Here is a 16,496-nt window from a genome sequence, read left to right on the forward strand (position 1 = left end):
GCTGAGCGTGTTGAAAAGCGCACATGGCCGACCATCGCCAATGAATCGATGGGGCACCCCGCTTCGCTGGATAAAGACTCGCCCATCACAGCAGAGCTGCTCTATCCGCGCTGGGCAGAATTTATCCGCGAAGACGATCTGGTCGTGGCGGAAACGGGCACGGTTTCGATGGGCCTCGGCTTCGGCCGATTACCCCAGGGAGCGACGTTCTATAACCAGACGCTGTGGGGCTCGATTGGCTGGGCAACGCCTGCAGCACTGGGTGTCAGCGTCGCCGCGCCGGATCGACGAGTTCTGCTGTTCACCGGTGAGGGGTCGCATCAGCTGACCGTGCAGGAACTGGGACAGTTCGGGCGCATGGGCCTGCGCCCGATCATTTTCGTGCTGAACAACAACGGATACCTGATTGAGCGGCTGCTCTGCAAAGATCCGGACATTGCCTACAATGACGTCGCACCGTGGAATTACACCGAGCTGCCCCATGCGATGGGGTGCGACGGCTGGTACACAGCCAAGGTAAAAACCTGCGGCGAACTGGAAATTGCACTGGCCGAAGCCAACCGCTCGACCTCAGGTGTCTACATTGAAGTTGTGACCGACACTTACGCGTCATCCGAACTGGCTTTGCGCCTGTCCGAAGCGTTGAAGTCCATGAGAAAAAACGAATGAGCCCGACGCGGGTTTAAAACTGCCCATGGCTCTGCGTCGCTCAAAACTACGCCACTGCGCAAGCCCGCCGGACAACCGCCTGCCCGCCTCAGCGGAACGACCAAACACTTGAGCGGATGTTGAGTGACGCATGACGTGGGAGCGGGCTTGCTCGCGAAAGCGATCCGCGCCGCTATCGATTCCTTCGATCCTTTACATCACGAAGCCGAATTTTTTTATTTGTGGCGACATCGTCAAGATGTCGCCACTTCCAGGAATTCGGGCGACCCGTTCATGAACATCAATTTTGCGTTTGCGTGCCTGATCGTCGTGTCGTTTGCGATTGCGCTGGGCCACGGCTGATTTCAGCCGCGCATCAATCCACACGAACGTTGCGGAACAGCATCAGCCTCGAACTCTCATGCAAGCCCCGCGTCAGCTCCACCAGACGCTTGAACTCCTGCGGATTCTGCTCGGCGACATCCTCCGTCGGCGTGTTCGACGCCAGGTCGTGCAGGGTCGGCGAGCTGCCGTCATGTTGCATTTGCAGCAGGTGATGCTGGGTGACGCCACCGATCAGCGGGAAGGTACCTTCGCGCAAGACCAGCGGAACCACGCGCTCGCCCTCCGGCGCCGGTTGCTGGATATCGCGCCCCATCGCGCCGTTGGTGAACGGCATGCCAGCCATGCCCGCCACCGTTGGCAGCAGGTCCGCCAGGCCCACTGCCTCTTCGATCACCCTGGGCTGCAACAGGCCGGGCGCGTGAATCAGCATCGGCACGTTGTTGCTTTCCAGGCCCAACTGCTCGAAGGCCGGCGCCATGTGCGGAATCTGGCTGATGCGCGTGTTGTGGTCGCCAAAGAACACGAAGATCGTGTTGTCGTAGTAGCCGCCCTCCTTCGCGATCTCCATCAACCGTCCGATGTTGAAATCCAGCAGGCGCACCGCGTTGTATTGCTCGACGCTGCGCGACCCGGCGGCCTGCACTTGCTCGGTTGTCAGGTGGCTGACTTCGAAGCCGTCGTTGTCCTTGGGAATGGTGAACGGACGGTGGTTGCCAGAGGTTTGCAGGTAGGCAAAGAACGGCTGGTCCTTGGGCAGCTCGCGAATAATCCGGTCACTCTCCTTGAACAGGTCCAGGTCGGAGATGCCCCACACATCGACCAGCGGCGAGCGCCAGTCGCTTTCGTCATACAGCCGCACGCCGTCGACACTTTGCCGGATCAGTGCGTTGATATTGGCCCAACCGGCGTTGCCGCCAATCATGTAGAGCTTGTGGTAATCAGTGAACGCATTGATCACGCTGTGCTGGCGGGTGATCAGCGGATTGCGCGTTGCCGTCTCCTGGCGGGTGACGTCCGGCACCCCGGTAATGCTCGCCCAGACGGTTTTTGCGGTGCCGGTGACGGGCACGTAGAAGTGTTTGAAAAACCAACTCTGCCCGGCCAGGCGATCAATGTTCGGTGTCGGGTTCAGCGGGTTGCCATAGGCCCCCACGGCGCTGGTGCCCAATGATTCGAGCATGACAAAAATCACGTTCGGCGCTCGCTCGCCGGTTGCTTTGTACGGTTGCGCAGCCTGACGGCGTTCGAAGGTCAGCGTTTGCGAGTCCGGTTGCGTCACCCCCAGGTATCGGGCGACCGCCGGGTAATGCTGGCGCACCTGTTCTTCATCGAACTGCGACTGCCCGACCTTGAGCGTGTCGTAGAGAAAAATCACCGGGTTGAGCCCCAATGCCGCCATCTGGCTGTTGCCGGAAAAAAACGCATCGCTCCAGCGCAACGGCACCGGGTTCTCAAGGTTGAGGTTTTCCACCCGGCCCAACAGCGCCAACAACACCGCGACCACCCCCAGCCCTGCGCCGAACGCGACTGACCGACGACGAATCGGCGTCGGCTCGCGATCAAGGGTCAGGCGCTCCAGACGCATCAGCCCGTAGAACCACAGCGCAACCACCGCCAGCCAAGCGGCGGTGATCCACAACACCGGGTAGGTCTGCCAGACCATTTGCCGGGAGATTTGCGCGTCTTCGAGGTAGCGCAGCACCGTCGCGTTGATCCGCACGCCAAGGTAGGCGTAATGGCCGAAATCGACGATGTACACCAACCCGACAAGCGCCAGTGCCAGCAGCAGATACGTCCTCGCCAGCCAACGCAGCGCCGGCGTACGGATCAGATTCCAGCGCGGCAACCACGCCAGCACGGCCAGCGGCAGCATCAGCAACACCGCCAGGCGCAGGTCGAAACGCAGGCCGATGCCCAGCGTCTCAAGCCATTGCGGATTGGCGGCCACGGCCCGCAGATCGACCCCGGAAAACCCCAGTACAAACACCAGCCTGAGCACGGCGAACAGCAAAAACATCAAACCTATGGCACCGGCGCCATAGCGCAAGCGTCGTGATTGCAACCAACCCATCGTTTACCTCGGTGTTGTCATTCGTTGATTGACGCAGGCGCCGCTTAACTGTTCAGTGAAGGTTTCAGCCCAGCGTACGCGGGACGCATCCTGCGCCAGACAGCCATCGCCAACAGCCTTGAGCCCGCTACCACGCAGTACCCCGCCAACAGTGGGTCGATCAAGTAGTCCCAGTAGTTTTCCGACGCCTTCAGACGCAGTGCGAACGCCAGCGTACCGGCCGCCAGCATCCACACGCCGAGGGCGTTGCGCAGCCACAGCAGCGCCAGTGCCGCCAGGCCGGTGAGGACGATCATCGGGCGCGGGTTGAAGCCCCAGCGGTAGGGATCGAAATAAGTCAGGCCCAGCGTCGCCGGGTACAGCACCAGCCCGAACACGGCAAACGCCAGCAGCACCTGGCCCCGGTGCGCGCCTTTCAATGGCGGGACCACGCCCAGACGCAGCAAACACGCCCAGCCCAGAAACACCAACGTGCTGATCGCCAAATCATCGGTGAAGCTGCGCGCATAGGCGGCGAGGGACAGGCCGTCGACCGGAATGAAGCTGACCAGCACCAGCGCCGGCAACAGCCACGGACGCCAGCGCGCCGTGAAATCGAACGAACCCAGCAGCACAAAAATCACCAGGGTAAAACTCAAGTGGGCTTGCCAGAGAGGTAGCATCAGAGGCGCTCCGCCAGCCAGGCATCATTGAAGCTGACATGTTTGATAAAGGTGTTATTCCACGAGTAGACCACGTGGTACATACCGTCCGGGCTGCGGCTGAAATACGGATATTCGTACTCGAATTCGCAACCGTCGGGCTTGCACACGCGGTAATCCAGATTGCTCAGGAAACGTTGTTCCAGCGGCAAGCGCCGGGCGCCGCTGGAGGCACGAAAACCTTCGCCGATGATTGCCTTGTAGGCGCCCGGCGCGAACGCTTTGCCCGCAGGATCGGGTGACTGATCCAGCTCGGCCAGGTTACGCCAGTCAGTGAGCCCGGCATTGGTGCCATACAGGCTCAACTTGAAACGCCCGTCGCGCAGATCGTTGAGCGCCACCAGCACGCCGTCGCCGGGCATGCCGACCGCCGCCAACGACGAGTTGGGATTGGCCGGTGCCAATGGGTACGGCTCGCTCCAGGTCTGGCCGGCATCCTCCGTGCGGCTGGCGAGCACCCGATGATGGGTGTTGCCGGCATAACGCAGCATGGCCACGGCGCGACGTCCATCCTGCGGCACGATGGTCGGCTGCAAGGCATTGGTGCCCCGGCTGATGCGAAACTTGTCGATCACCACGCCGTCGGCACTCAGGTACAGGTACTCGGCGAACTTGCCGAGGAACTCGTGATAGATCGGCAACCCGATCGAGCCGTCGGCATGGAACACCGGCGCCGCGCGCACCAGCGTGCTGATGTTGAAGAATGGCGAGGTGATCAATTGCCGTGGTGGCGACCAGGTGCGGCCCAGATCATCCGAGACCATGGCATTGATGGCGCTGCCGGCCCAGCCGCCGACCGACACCGAGACATAGAACAGCCACAGGCGATTGTCCGGCGCCATGGCGATCACCGGGTTACCCAGTTTGCGAATGTGTTTGAGGGTGCCCAGGCGCGTCGAGTCGCGCGTGGCCAATACCTGCTCCGCGCCCCACTCGCCAGTTTTGGCGTCAAAGCGGGAAGCCCGCACCTGGACGTCCGCCGCGCCTTCGCGAGAACCGGCGAACCACACGGCCATCAGGTTGCCATTGGGTAAGGCCGTCACTGAGGACGAGTGAACAAAGTCGTCCAGGTGGGAGGACACAAAACGGCTGGTGTACAGCGGCGCAGGTTTTTGCCCCGAGGCCTGGCCGGGAGGGCTGGCCTGGGCGAAGTCCGCCAGCACATGCTCGGGATGGCTGCGCCAGGCGGCAACGAAAATGACGGCCAGCAGCAAACTGCTGACGATAAAGGTCAGGCGAACAGAAAAGATGCGCATGAATAACCTGTTGCAGGTGCAGGTGGGGGGGCAAGCGACAGGACGCGAGTGATCAGCGCGCAGCATCATCAGGAAGACGCCGACGACGCCCGGTGAGCATCGACAACGGCAAGTTGTCGCGGACCATAACACTTTCAAGCAGCGCCGCCGCAACATGAATACCGACCAGACCGAGCAGGACATTGGCGCTGGTCTCATGCACCAGCAGTGGCCAATCGGCACCCCACAAGGCATCGACCTCCTCCATCGCCCAACCGGTGAGCGCCAGAATCGCCATCGCCAGCATCATCGAAATCATCACCAGCGCACCGATCGGCGAATGCCCGAGGCGATGCTCGGGACGCTTGGCCAACAGTGATCGTACTTGCCCGACAAGCCGCGTCGGCGTCGGCCAGAAATCGGCCCAGCGGGCACTTCGCGGCCCGATGAATCCCCACACCACTCGCACCAGCAGCCAGGCGGCGGCGTAATAACCGAGCCAGACATGCCAGTCGTCACCGGCTTCAGTGAAGAAGTAGTTGGCGACAAAGACACCCGCGATAGACAGGTGAAACACCCGTACTACGGGGTCCCAGAGGCGCAGGGACTCACTTCGCATCAGCCTTTGATCTCGGTCTTGACCGCTTTGCCGGTCACCGGATCGTGGTAGATCTCGACCTTGCGCTTGTCCTTGTCGAAGCCATAGATCTCGTAGCAGTTACCGTCGGTGACCTTGAACTTGCTGATCTCGTAACCCTGGGCCTTGAGTTGCTCCTGGAAGACTTTCTGGTCTTGCCATTGCGAACGTTCGGCAGTGGTGCATTGAGGGCCGGCAACGGCGACCGGGCTGAGGATAACCAGGGACAACAGCAGTAGCTTACGCATAGGAGCACGCTCGTTTGATGAGGAAGCCGCACTGTGCAAAATCAAGCTTAATGCAAGCTTAGTTGGCAACGTGTCGTTACATCTTTCCCGGTGAAGGGGCTGCCAGCAGGCTAACGGGAGCGGCATGATGCCGCCGTCCCGTCGTCTGTTTCCTACCGAGAACCGCCCATGCGTTTGCTGCTTGTCGAAGATGATCGTGCCTTGGGCCAAGGCATTCGTGTGGCCTTGAGCGCCGAAGGCTACACCCTCGACTGGTTACAGGACGGGCTCAGCGCGCAACACGCCTTGCGCAGCGAAAGCTTCGACTTGCTGCTGCTCGACCTCGGCTTGCCACGGCTCGACGGGCTGACGCTGTTGCAGCAATTGCGCGCCGATCAGCAAGACCTTCCGGTGCTGATCCTCACCGCCCGCGACGGCACCGCCGAGAGGATCGCCGGTCTGGACGCGGGCGCCGACGACTACCTGATCAAACCCTTCGACGTCGAAGAGCTCAAGGCCCGGGTCCGCGCCCTGCTGCGGCGTAGCCAGGGCCGTGCGCAGCCGTTGCTCGAACACGCCGGCGTCAGCCTCGATCCGGCCACCCAGCAAGTCAGCTATCAGGGCGAAGACGTTGTGGTCACGCCGATGGAATACCAATTACTGCATCAACTGATGGCGCGCCCCGGCAAAGTGGTCACCCGCGAACGCCTGTCGCGTGCACTGTATGGCTGGCAGGATCGGGTCGAAAGCAACACCCTGGAAGTGCTGATCCACAACCTGCGCAAAAAACTCTTCAGCGAACTGATCCGCACCGTGCGCGGCGTGGGTTATGTGGTGGAGCTCAAACCATGATCTCGGTCCGCGCGCGCATTCTGGTGCCGGCGCTGGTGCTGGTGTTGATCGGTGACGTGCTGATCAGTTGGCTCGCCTTGCGCGACAGCCACCATGAAATCGAAGAAGTCTACGACGCCCAACTGGCGCAAAGCGCCCGGTTGCTCCAGGGCGTACTGCGACAACGGGCGCCCGGCGAGGCAGATTGGGACCGCTTGTACCAGGCGTTCGATGACGCCATGAGCCGCGTCGGCGATGGCGAGGCGGCGCACCCCTACGAAACCCCGCTGACCTTCCAGGTGTGGCGCAGCAACGGCGAGTTGCTGGTGCGTTCCGCCGAAGCCCCGGTGCTCGAGTCTCCGCCCACCACGCTCGGCTCCCACGACCTGATGGAAAACGGACGCGACTGGTGCGCCTTTTTGCTCGCAGACCCGCAGCAAGGCCTGTTGATCTGGGTCGGTGAGCGCGACGATATTCGCCAGGACCTGATCCAGCGCATCGTCCGTCATACCTTGTGGCCCACGTTGATCGGCGTGCCGCTGCTGGCCGCGCTGATCTGGCTGACCATCGGCTGGGGCCTCAAACCGCTGCGCGCCATGACCCAGGCGATCCGTGGACGCAACACCGAAACCCTTCAGCCGTTGACACTCGATCCATTGCCCGTCGACCTGGAACCCATGCAAACAGCGCTCAACGGCTTGCTGTCGCAGATCGACAGCCTGCTGGAACGGGAGCGACGCTTCATCGCCGATGCCGCCCATGAGCTGCGCACCCCGCTGGCGATCCTGCGCATTCACGCGCAAAACGCGCAGCGCGCCAATACGCCGGAACAACGGGAAGAAGCGCTGGAGTTTCTGGTCGCCGGCGTCGATCGAGCGACCCGGATCGGCAGCCAGTTGCTGACCATGGCCCGCATCGAACCGCGCCTGAACAACCCGCACATGAGTGTCGTGGAATTGACCGCGCTGGTGCGCGAAGAGTTGGCCGAACTGGCGCCGCTGGCGCTGGAGAAAAGCGTCGAACTGGTCCTCGAAGGTGAGCTTGATTGCGAGATACGCACCGACCCGGTCGCCTTGGCCATCGCCTTGCAGAATCTGGTCACCAATGCGCTGAACTTCTCCCCGCCCGGCAGCGAAGTGCGGGTACAGGTTCGCCCGCAACCGTCAGGCGCGGTGTACATCAGCGTCGCCGACAGCGGGCCTGGCATTGACGAAGCGCAATACGCCCGGCTGTTCGAACGGTTCTACAGTCAAGGCAACGCCCATGGCGCGGGCCTGGGGCTGGCCATCGTTGAGATGATCGTCAGCAAGATCGGCAGCAGCCTCAAGCTCTACAACTTGCCGCAGGGCGGATTGTGCGCAGAGTTGCGGCTCAGCGAATGCTGAGGCTCGTTTGCACCACGTGGATGCCCAGGCGTTTGTAATCCTCGACATTGCCTGAAGCGACGTGTTGCTCGGTGATGAGCGTATGGATCCGGTTGCACGGCGCGACCACAAACGGCTCCACCGCCCCCAGCTTGTCGGCGGTGGTGACGGCGATCACATGGGAGGCGCTGTCGAGCATCGCTTGCTTCACCGGCATTTCATCAAAGTGCAGGGAGCTGATGCCGACCTCGGGATGAATCGCGCAGACCCCGGTGAACAGCACATCGGCCTTGATGCTCTCGATCAGACGCAATGTTTCATGCCCGCTGGCAGACATCGTCGCCGGGTTGAGTTGCCCGCCGGCCACGATCACTTTGATGCCTTTGTACTCGGCCAGAGCGATGGCAATCAGCGGCGATGCCGTGACCGCGGTGATGGCGATGTCCGAGGGCAGCGACCGGGCGATCTGCAGCGTGGTGCTTCCGGAATCGAACATTACGATCTGACCGTCCCGCACCTGGCGCGCGGCCAGTTGCGCCAGGTGGGTTTTCACCTCATCGGTTTCACCCACCCGCGTGAAGAAGTCCTTGCCCGTGTCCTTGGGACGCGGCAGCGCCCCGCCATGCACGCGCTGCACCAGTCCGGCCGTGGCCAGTTCCGACAGGTCGCGGCGAATAGTGTCTTCGGACACTGCGAAATGCTGGCTCAATTCCGAGGCCATGACCTTGCCGTCGCGCTCGAGCATCAAGAGAATTTTCTGCCGACGCACCGAGGGAAGTTCGGCAACTGAATGTTGATCATGCATGGTTTTGCCTGTTTTTGCGTGTTTGTGCGAGATTAGCCAAAGCATCGCCCAAACACAATCAGGACGCCGATGCGTTTTCTGGCAAACTCCTGCGGTCCCCACCTCCACAGCGGTTATTCGATGCTTTTCTCGCTTGTTGCAAATGGCTCACTGACAACGCACGACCCGCATGGATCAGCGGTGCCGTGGTGGAGCTTTACCAAAACCGTGCTCGCTGGCGCCGCGCTCACGCTGGTGCGTGACGGGTTGATCACGCTTGATGAAACTCTGCCCGAAGGGCCTTTCACCCTGCGCCAACTGCTGAAACATGAGGCCGGACTGGCGGATTACAGTGAGTTGGCCGATTACCACGCGGCTGTTGCTCGTGATGAAACGCCTTGGTCGGCCAACGAAATGCTGCAACGCCTTGACGCCGCCACCTTGCGTTACACGCCGGGGGAAGGTTGGCGGTATTCGAACGTCGGTTATCTGTTCGTCGCCAGGCTCATTGAACGCGTGAGCGGCCAGGCACTTGATGCGGCGCTGGCTACGCGGGTGTTTTCCCCGATGGGTTTGACGCGCGTGCGCCTCGCCACCAGGCGTGCGGATCTGGTCGAGGTGAACATCGGTGCCGCCACCACCTATGACCCACGCTGGGTTTATCACGGACTGCTGGTCGGCCCACTGGATGACGCAGTCCTCTGCCTGGACCGACTGCTGGGCGGTCAATTACTGCCACCCTCGCTGCTCGCGCAGATGCAAACGGCGCGCGTACTCGGCGGGCCGATTGCCGGCCGTCCCTGGCGTGCGCCGGGATATGGCCTGGGCCTGATGCAAAGCTCGGTCGAAAATGGCTTGACCTTGAGTGGCCACACCGGCGTGGGACCGGGTAGCGTCATTGCGGTTTATCGCTGCGTTGAGGGTGACCGTTCGGCGAGTTGCGCGGTGTTTTGCGACCGGTTGAGCGAAGGGGATGTTGAATCGCACGTCGCGAACCAACTGAGGAGTGCCGTCGCGCTGTAATACGGTGACTTGCAATCAATACCCGGCGAAGTGATCGCCGAACTGTCAGCGACTCCTTAAAACACTTGCCGGGCCAAGCCGCCCGGTCAGATTAAAGTGTGCGAATTAAATCAACAGCCATGAACTTACGAAATAAAAAAACCATTATTTCTCAGTTTTTTATCAAACGTTGTTGCAGTTAGTTAACAGTGACTCAACCGGTTTACATCTTTCGTGAACGGTACCAACTTCGCCCATTGACGAGTGTCTGGAACACGCCTTTTATTAACGCCAGACTCAGTATCTGCCGCCTCGCCCCGCCAGGAGAAGTGCAAAACCCGTCAAAGGAAAAAAATCATGCTCATTATCGATACGCCCTATAACACCACATCAAAACTGCAGAACCTTGCCAAGGAAAACGTACAAACCATTATTCGTTATTACAACTTCAGCAATTCCAGATCATTTCCCGAAAAATGTTTGACCCTGATGGAAGCGCAATCCATTTGTGCGCAAGGCATGAACATCGCCGTGGTGTTTCAACAGCGGCAAAACTGTGCCGACGATTTCTCTGAAATCAAGGGTTATGAGGCGGGACGCAGGGCTTACCGCTACGCCTTGAATGACATTGGGCAGCCCGCGGGGTCGGGGATTTATTTCTCCGTCGACTTCGATGCCACTACAACCGAAATCACCCAACACATCGCCCCTTATTTCCAGGGCGTGCAGCGGGCCTTCAATGAAATCTCCGGCGGTCAGCCTGCCTATCGGGTCGGTGTTTACGGCTCGGGGGCCACGGCCAGCGCGCTGACCAAAAACAATCTGTGCGCACTGGTGTGGTTGGCGATGTCATCGGGGTTTCGCGGGACGAAGGAGGCGATCAAAAACGGCGCCTACGATATAGAACAGAAAGCCCCGGAGGCGAAGCTTGGCGGGTTGGCCATCGACTACAACCTCAGCAATCCGCAGCACAGCGACTTCGGCGCGTTTGTCTTGCCCGTCGAAACGTCTTCGGTCGCGATGGCTCATCTCGCCGCTACCCATGAAGTCATATCGCGCACCCGCCTCAGGCTGCGCGGCGGCCCGGGCACCGAATACAGTGTGCTCGGCAGCTTGCTGCCAAGGCAGTCAGTGGTGGCGAAACCGGTCAATACCGAATGGTCGAGCATCGATCTTCAGGGCGATGGGTTGATCGATGGGTTTGCTGCTTCGGCGTTTCTCAAAGAGTTGGCGTGATTAACGGGGTTTTCGTTTGCTGTCAGGAGGCGTTATGAATCTTCACTTCCAGCCGCTGAAACGCAATGAGCAAGATCGTATTCCGACCCACGCCTACGGGCGCTTTGACCATGCCGAACTGAGTGACGATGGCAGCACAGCGTTGGTCGCCTTTGACCTGGTCGACGCCGATTGGCTAACGATGGTGGGTTACGAAAACGAAATGTTTTCGCTGGAGGGGCTTCCGGGGCAGGCGAACATCTGGCGGCAGTTTACTCAACGTCAGCAACACGAACATCCGCAGAAACCGTTCGACAACATGCCCGTCTATCGACTGGAAATCGAGCTGTCAGCCAGTGGTGACTGGTTTGGTTTGCCCGCGCTCGGGGGGGTGGCGAACCCGGATATGGAAACGCTCGAAAAAACCTGGATCGACTTTCACTTTATCCCGCCAGGGAACGGCGACGGCGAGCATTCTGGAACGAAAGGCTCCGTTTATACCCGGATGTTCGAAGAGTCACTGACGCTGATGGTGCACGGGACCCTGGCGCCAGCCCCCATGGCCCGGAGCCTGTCGATCATCTTCTCGCTCGATCGCTTGCCGCGTATCAATCAGGCAGACTTCGAAAACCTCTTGGGCAACGAGGTGCTGGCTGAATGGCTCGTGGTGTTCGATGTTGGCCAAGGCAATGCATGCGCACTGCTGGAAGCTTGCGATCAGAATCAGAACGCCACCGCGCCGAGGCTTTATTTTGATCTCGGCGCCGGGGTCTACCGCAACAAACAAACCCAGCCGCCCAATCTTCAATTCAGCTTTTACAGCAACCCGTTAGTTGTCCTGTCGCACTGGGACTCGGATCACTGGGCCGGGGCCAACCTCGTCGATGTCGACGGCAATTACCCGGCGCTCGGTTTGACATGGATTGCACCGTCGCAAAAGGTCGGGCCTACCCACATTGCCTTCGTTAACGGTGTAATTGCTGCGCACGGCAAGGTTTTGATCTACGACCCGCCGGCCCCGAGTACGGTTGGAGCGGTGACACTGGGCGATAAGCGCCGCATACGATTCATGTGCGGGACAGGCAGTGGCAGGAACAATTCGGGGCTGGTCATGACTGTTGAAAATACCGAAAAAGAGGTAGCGCGCAGTTGGATTCTCACCGGTGATTGCGATTACGAGTACTTCGTGAAAGACCTCACGCCGGAGTTGCCCGTGGCACTCATTGCCCCGCATCACGGTGCCAACCTCAGCACCACCGACGCACCACGCTTCGACTTGTACAACGCCTATCGACGTCTTGTTTACTCGTTTGGTCAAAACAACAAGCACGGTAAAACCAAAGTGCGACACCCCACGTATAACGGCGTTATGGCCCACCATCGTGGGAACTGGAAAGAAGATGGATGGAATGTGAACGACCCTGGACTGGTACTGGCGACGGACGATGTGCGCTCTACCTGCGAACACACCAACAGCAATAATCGCGGAGGAATATTGATCGGCTGGGACGAGCCTCAGCAACAGATCGACCTCATCCGCACCTTCAAAACGTTCATCACCCCGACCACCCAAAGCTGATCGCCGGGGCTGACCCGTTCAATTACTGGCCACCCGCCCCGCATCACCGGAGGACACCAGCGCTTTCAGCGACGCATCAAACTGCTTCAGCGCGGTCACTTGCAGCTCGGTTTGCTGGCTGATTTGCGCGGCGATCTCCGGCGCAGCTTTGCCATGCACCCAGACCGACGGCATCTGTTGTGCCCGAGCGCCTTCGGCTTGGCCGATGTATTGCAGGTTCGAGTCGTAGAACTTGGCCATGAACCGCGCTTCGACCTGATTGTTGCGTTTCGACACGAGGCGGCTGTAGGTGTCGAGCATCACCACCACGTCTGGATGGGCTTGCACCAGGGCATCAAGGTTGTCGTAAACGGTCACCGAGCCGAATTGCTTCTGCAACGAATTCTTCAGCCAGTTGATCGCCAGCGTCGGGTCGGAGCTGTTGACGAAGGCGTTGCTGATGCGCGAATCCAGCGCCGGGTTCTTCGCGCCGTTCAGCGCGACAGCGTGGTACTGCTCAAGGTATTGGAGGGTGTTGAGGGTGTTTTCGCTGTAGAGCACGCCCACCGATTGAGCGTGTTTCAGGCTGGCGGTGCTGTCGGCCACCGGCAGGAGGTGGCAGGACGGGTCAGCGGCGTAGACCGGTGCGGTGGCGGCGAAGCTGCCGGTCAGGAGGGCGAAAAGGGCCAGCAAGGTAGACATTCTCATCGCGCAGATTCCTTCAATGGCGAATTCGGTATGGAGCCATCCTCCTCCCTTGCCGAAAAACACAGAACTTGCATTCCTTGATGGTAAGTATTGATTAAACGAATGATTGCGCCGTGAGCCGCAACCTCACACGGTTGAGTGTAGCTGCGCATCGCGAATTCCGGCGTTCGGGCTACGCTGTTTTAACGCGTCATTCATCGCTGGAGCCCGATTGTGATCAGGATTTCTTCCGCCGCTGTCACCTTGTTGTCCTTGCTGTTCGCCCTTGCGACGCCAGTGTCTGCCGAAACACCCGCACTGGACGAAGCCCGCACACTCGTCTCCAAGGCGCATCTGGGCGCCAACCTGCCGGCCATTGCGCTGTCGACCGCACAGGGAACGGTCACCTACTCGGTGATCGCTTCCAGGCTGGGCGCTGCCGAGGCCAAGCGTGTTATGTCAGACGAGATCCAGACGCTGCTGCCCAAGTACCAGCCGGAGTGGGACGAGAATCTGGCGCGGGCCTACGAGAAATCGTTCTCTCAGCAAGAGCTGGCCTCGCTCGTGTCTGACGGCCCCGCCTCCCAGTACGTGGAAAAAGTGAAAGCCCAACAAGTCACCCTCGGTGAAAACATGCGCTCGATGTCCGAGCCCATTGTCGTGGCGCTGGTCACCGAGGCCTTGAAGGTGACGCAGGACCAGAACGCTCAGTAATTCACCGCACCCTCGACGTCCCTTTCATCGGCTCCCTGGAGACACGCTATGATCCGCACCCTGCTGACCGCTTCTGTATTGCTTGCACTCAGCATTCCGGTGCAGGCCGGGGTGACGCCGTTCCCCGCGTCCTTCCAGACGAAAGACATCACCGTCGAAGGCGTCAAAATCCATCTGCGCGTTGGCGGCAAGGGGCCGGCCGTGGTGATGCTGCATGGTTTCGGCGACACCGGCGACATGTGGGCGCCACTGGCGGCCGACCTGGCCAAGGATCACACCGTGGTCGTGCCGGACCTTCGCGGCCTGGGCCTTTCGTCAATCCCGGCAGGCGGCTACGACAAGAAGACCCAGGCCGGCGACGTCCGTGGTGTGTTGGCCGCCCTCGGCATCGAACACTCGGTGGTCATCGGCCACGACATCGGCACCATGGTCGCCTTCGCCTATGCTGCGCGTTATCCGCAATTGACCGATCGCCTGGTGGTGATGGACGCGCCCGTGCCGGGCATTACGCCGTGGAACGACATCGTGCGCTCGCCGATGCTCTGGCACTTCGACTTTGGCGGGCCGGACATGGAGCGTCTGGTCGCCGGCCGTGAACGCATCTACCTCGACCGCTTCTGGAACGAGTTCGCCGGCGACCGCACCAAAGTCGACGAAGCCACCCGCCAGCATTACGCCAAGCTCTATGCCCGCCCCGGCACGATGCACGCTGCCTTTGCCCAGTTCCGCAGCATTCGCCAGGACGCGGTGGACAACGAAGCGTCGATGAAAACCCGACTGACCATGCCAGTGCTGGCGGTCGGCGGGGAGAAATCCTTCGGCGCCAATGAAGCGATCGTGATGCGCAATGCCGCGGACAACGTCACCGAAGTGGTCATTCCGGGCGCCGGGCATTGGCTGATGGAAGAAGCACCGGCACCGACCATCAAGGCGATTCGCGACTTTATTTCGCAGTGAACGCGCTAACGCGCACGAGTGCCTGGATCAGGTCGGTTCTGTCTGGTTTTCAAGGGCGTTACGGTCCAGGCCGCGCTGGACACACCACGACAACGGCAACGTCAGCAGCAGAATCGCGGCCAGTGTCATGACCGCCACGGGGATGCCGGTAAAGTCCCCGAGGCGACCAAACAGCACCGGCGCAATCGCCCCGCCGCCGATGGTGCCGGTGTAGAACAGCGCGAAGGCGTGCTCGCGCTTTTGCGGGGTCGAAAGCTCCGGCACCACGCCGTACAGCACCGAGGACGTGCCGTTCAATGCCAGGCCCAACAGCGGCAGCATCACCATCACGCCGGTCAGTGGCAGATACACCACCAGAATGATCAAGAACGCGGTCATGGATTCCGTCAGCCACACCGTTTTCATCATGCCGATGCGCGCGCCCAGATACCCGCACAGCAACTTGCCGAACGCGCCGCCCACAAACAACAGCGCCAACGCCAGGCCAATGCCTGCCGTGCCGGAGCCTTTGCTGGTCAACACGAACGGCAAGAACGTGAGAAAGCCCATTCGCACCGCACTGTCGACGATGCCGGTCAGCATCAGCGCCCGCAGGCCGCTGACAGAGCCGGAACCCGTGCCAGCGTTGACGGGTTTCTTGACCTTGGCAGTCGGCACTCCCCGCGCCGCAATCAACCACCCCAGCAGCGCCGCCGACGCCAGGCCGAGCAAGCCCATCAACGTGACGCTGGTGCGCCAGCTGATCACCGTTAGCAACACGCCGACCAGTGCCGGAATCAGCATCTTGCCGATGTCGCCGCTAAAGTTGTATTGCGACAGCGCCTCCTTGACCCCGCCGCCCGCCTCATAGGTATCGCTGACCATCGACGAGGCCAACGGGTGCTGCGTACTGGCGCCCAACCCGCCCAACATCAGCGCCAGCAACAACAACGGCAAACCGTCCGCCAGACCGACACACAGGTAAGCCACACCGACCAGTGCGGTGCCGCCCACCAGCAAACGCGTGCGCCCCCAGCGTTTGGCCGCGCGACTGGCCAGCAACTGGAAACTGGCCATCACTCCCGAATAGGCACCGCGCAACAACCCGACCTGCGCGAAACTCAGGCCGAATTGCAATTGCCAGATCGGCAGCAACACGTAGATAAGGTCGGTCATACCGTCATGCACGGCGTGCGCACTGCAAGCCGCCACCAGCGTTCGGCGACGCACCGACGCTTCGGCGGGTTGAGGTTGGGGCAAGGCGATGTTGTCGTTCAGTGCAGTCATCTGATTCGAGTTTCAGCGAGTAAGGTTGGCGTTCACATCAAGCAATCTGCGCCTCGATGGCCGTCTTGTCGATAACCGACCAGACGTTGCAGGTCTCTGCCTCCTTGAATTCGCGACATACGTTTTCGGTGAATACCACACGCAGGCCGGTCACCGGCAAGCCGCGCCGGGTGCTTTGCCTCAGTTATTTATACTCAAATGCCAGCTTAATAATATTTTACCGATACCAGGGTCATCCCTAGTCTTGAGCCCAA

17 protein-coding genes are annotated in these 16,496 nt (G+C 60.6%); 9 read left to right on the top strand and 8 right to left on the bottom strand.

The window, feature by feature from the left end; translation table 11 throughout:
- Positions 1 to 669: thiamine pyrophosphate-dependent enzyme (locus ACQKP4_RS05360; RefSeq protein WP_427631109.1), on the top strand; the 669-nt coding region annotated here is incomplete at its 5' end.
- 123 nt (positions 670 to 792) lie between these two features.
- Positions 793 to 1,011 (top strand): hypothetical protein, encoded by a 219-nt coding sequence (locus ACQKP4_RS05365; RefSeq protein WP_427631111.1) that lies wholly within the window; start codon positions 793 to 795, stop codon positions 1,009 to 1,011.
- Between the two features lie 13 nt (positions 1,012 to 1,024).
- Here the strand turns inward: ACQKP4_RS05365 and ACQKP4_RS05370 are convergent, their stop codons facing one another.
- From ACQKP4_RS05370 to ACQKP4_RS05390, 5 genes are read right to left on the bottom strand one after another with little or no spacing between them, the layout of a single operon-like run.
- Positions 1,025 to 3,064 (bottom strand): LTA synthase family protein, encoded by a 2,040-nt coding sequence (locus ACQKP4_RS05370; protein WP_427631112.1) that lies wholly within the window; start codon positions 3,062 to 3,064, stop codon positions 1,025 to 1,027.
- A 44-nt stretch (positions 3,065 to 3,108) separates the two neighbouring features.
- Positions 3,109 to 3,726 (bottom strand): hypothetical protein, encoded by a 618-nt coding sequence (locus ACQKP4_RS05375; protein WP_427631114.1) that lies wholly within the window; start codon positions 3,724 to 3,726, stop codon positions 3,109 to 3,111.
- Entirely contained in the window at positions 3,726 to 5,021 is a 1,296-nt protein-coding gene (locus tag ACQKP4_RS05380; protein ID WP_427631115.1) for a sialidase family protein, read from the bottom strand. The genes ACQKP4_RS05375 and ACQKP4_RS05380 overlap by 1 nt, the downstream gene beginning before the upstream one ends.
- Before the next feature lie 52 nt (positions 5,022 to 5,073).
- The gene (locus ACQKP4_RS05385; protein ID WP_427631117.1) at positions 5,074 to 5,619 is read right to left on the bottom strand and encodes a cytochrome b/b6 domain-containing protein; all 546 of its coding nucleotides are present in this window, start codon (positions 5,617 to 5,619) and stop codon (positions 5,074 to 5,076) included.
- A complete protein-coding gene (locus ACQKP4_RS05390) occupies positions 5,619 to 5,885 on the bottom strand; it encodes a PepSY domain-containing protein (RefSeq protein WP_427631118.1) in 267 nt (88 codons plus the stop codon). The genes ACQKP4_RS05385 and ACQKP4_RS05390 overlap by 1 nt, the downstream gene beginning before the upstream one ends.
- Positions 5,886 to 6,053: 168 nt before the next feature.
- Between ACQKP4_RS05390 and ACQKP4_RS05395 the strand changes: the two genes are divergently transcribed.
- Positions 6,054 to 6,716 carry a response regulator gene (locus ACQKP4_RS05395; RefSeq protein ID WP_427631120.1) on the top strand — a complete coding sequence of 221 codons (663 nt, stop codon included), beginning with the start codon at positions 6,054 to 6,056 and terminating at the stop codon, positions 6,714 to 6,716.
- A complete protein-coding gene (locus ACQKP4_RS05400) occupies positions 6,713 to 8,080 on the top strand; it encodes an ATP-binding protein (protein WP_427631122.1) in 1,368 nt (455 codons plus the stop codon). Before ACQKP4_RS05395 ends, ACQKP4_RS05400 begins: the two co-directional genes overlap by 4 nt.
- On the opposite strand, the gene ACQKP4_RS05405 is transcribed toward ACQKP4_RS05400, so the two are convergent.
- Positions 8,067 to 8,864, bottom strand: coding sequence for a DeoR/GlpR family DNA-binding transcription regulator (locus ACQKP4_RS05405; RefSeq protein WP_427631123.1), 798 nt, complete (start codon positions 8,862 to 8,864; stop codon positions 8,067 to 8,069). The genes ACQKP4_RS05400 and ACQKP4_RS05405 overlap by 14 nt on opposite strands.
- Before the next feature lie 120 nt (positions 8,865 to 8,984).
- Between ACQKP4_RS05405 and ACQKP4_RS05410 the strand changes: the two genes are divergently transcribed.
- The 3 genes from ACQKP4_RS05410 (at position 8,985) to ACQKP4_RS05420 (ending at position 12,639) form a co-directional block, all read left to right on the top strand.
- Positions 8,985 to 9,866 (top strand): serine hydrolase domain-containing protein, encoded by an 882-nt coding sequence (locus ACQKP4_RS05410; protein WP_427631125.1) that lies wholly within the window; start codon positions 8,985 to 8,987, stop codon positions 9,864 to 9,866.
- Between the two features lie 243 nt (positions 9,867 to 10,109).
- A complete protein-coding gene (locus tag ACQKP4_RS05415; protein WP_427631127.1) occupies positions 10,110 to 11,081 on the top strand; it encodes a glycoside hydrolase domain-containing protein in 972 nt (323 codons plus the stop codon).
- A 34-nt stretch (positions 11,082 to 11,115) separates the two neighbouring features.
- Positions 11,116 to 12,639 (top strand): hypothetical protein, encoded by a 1,524-nt coding sequence (locus ACQKP4_RS05420; protein WP_427631129.1) that lies wholly within the window; start codon positions 11,116 to 11,118, stop codon positions 12,637 to 12,639.
- An 18-nt stretch (positions 12,640 to 12,657) separates the two neighbouring features.
- Here ACQKP4_RS05420 and ACQKP4_RS05425 read toward each other — a convergent pair whose 3' ends face one another.
- On the bottom strand, positions 12,658 to 13,326 hold the full coding sequence (locus tag ACQKP4_RS05425) for an ATPase (protein ID WP_427631131.1): 669 nt from the start codon (positions 13,324 to 13,326) through the stop codon (positions 12,658 to 12,660).
- Between the two features lie 213 nt (positions 13,327 to 13,539).
- Between ACQKP4_RS05425 and ACQKP4_RS05430 the strand changes: the two genes are divergently transcribed.
- On the top strand, positions 13,540 to 14,019 hold the full coding sequence (locus tag ACQKP4_RS05430; protein ID WP_427631133.1) for a hypothetical protein: 480 nt from the start codon (positions 13,540 to 13,542) through the stop codon (positions 14,017 to 14,019).
- Positions 14,020 to 14,067: 48 nt separating this feature from the next.
- Positions 14,068 to 14,976: an alpha/beta fold hydrolase gene (locus tag ACQKP4_RS05435; protein ID WP_427631134.1), complete on the top strand. Its 909-nt coding sequence runs from the start codon at positions 14,068 to 14,070 to the stop codon at positions 14,974 to 14,976.
- Positions 14,977 to 15,003: 27 nt separating this feature from the next.
- Here the strand turns inward: ACQKP4_RS05435 and ACQKP4_RS05440 are convergent, their stop codons facing one another.
- The gene (locus tag ACQKP4_RS05440; RefSeq protein ID WP_427631135.1) at positions 15,004 to 16,242 is read right to left on the bottom strand and encodes an MFS transporter; all 1,239 of its coding nucleotides are present in this window, start codon (positions 16,240 to 16,242) and stop codon (positions 15,004 to 15,006) included.
- Positions 16,243 to 16,496 lie beyond the last annotated feature (254 nt).

The organism is Pseudomonas sp. NPDC086278 (genome assembly GCF_050280905.1).
In the GTDB taxonomy this organism is placed as follows: domain Bacteria; phylum Pseudomonadota; class Gammaproteobacteria; order Pseudomonadales; family Pseudomonadaceae; genus Aquipseudomonas.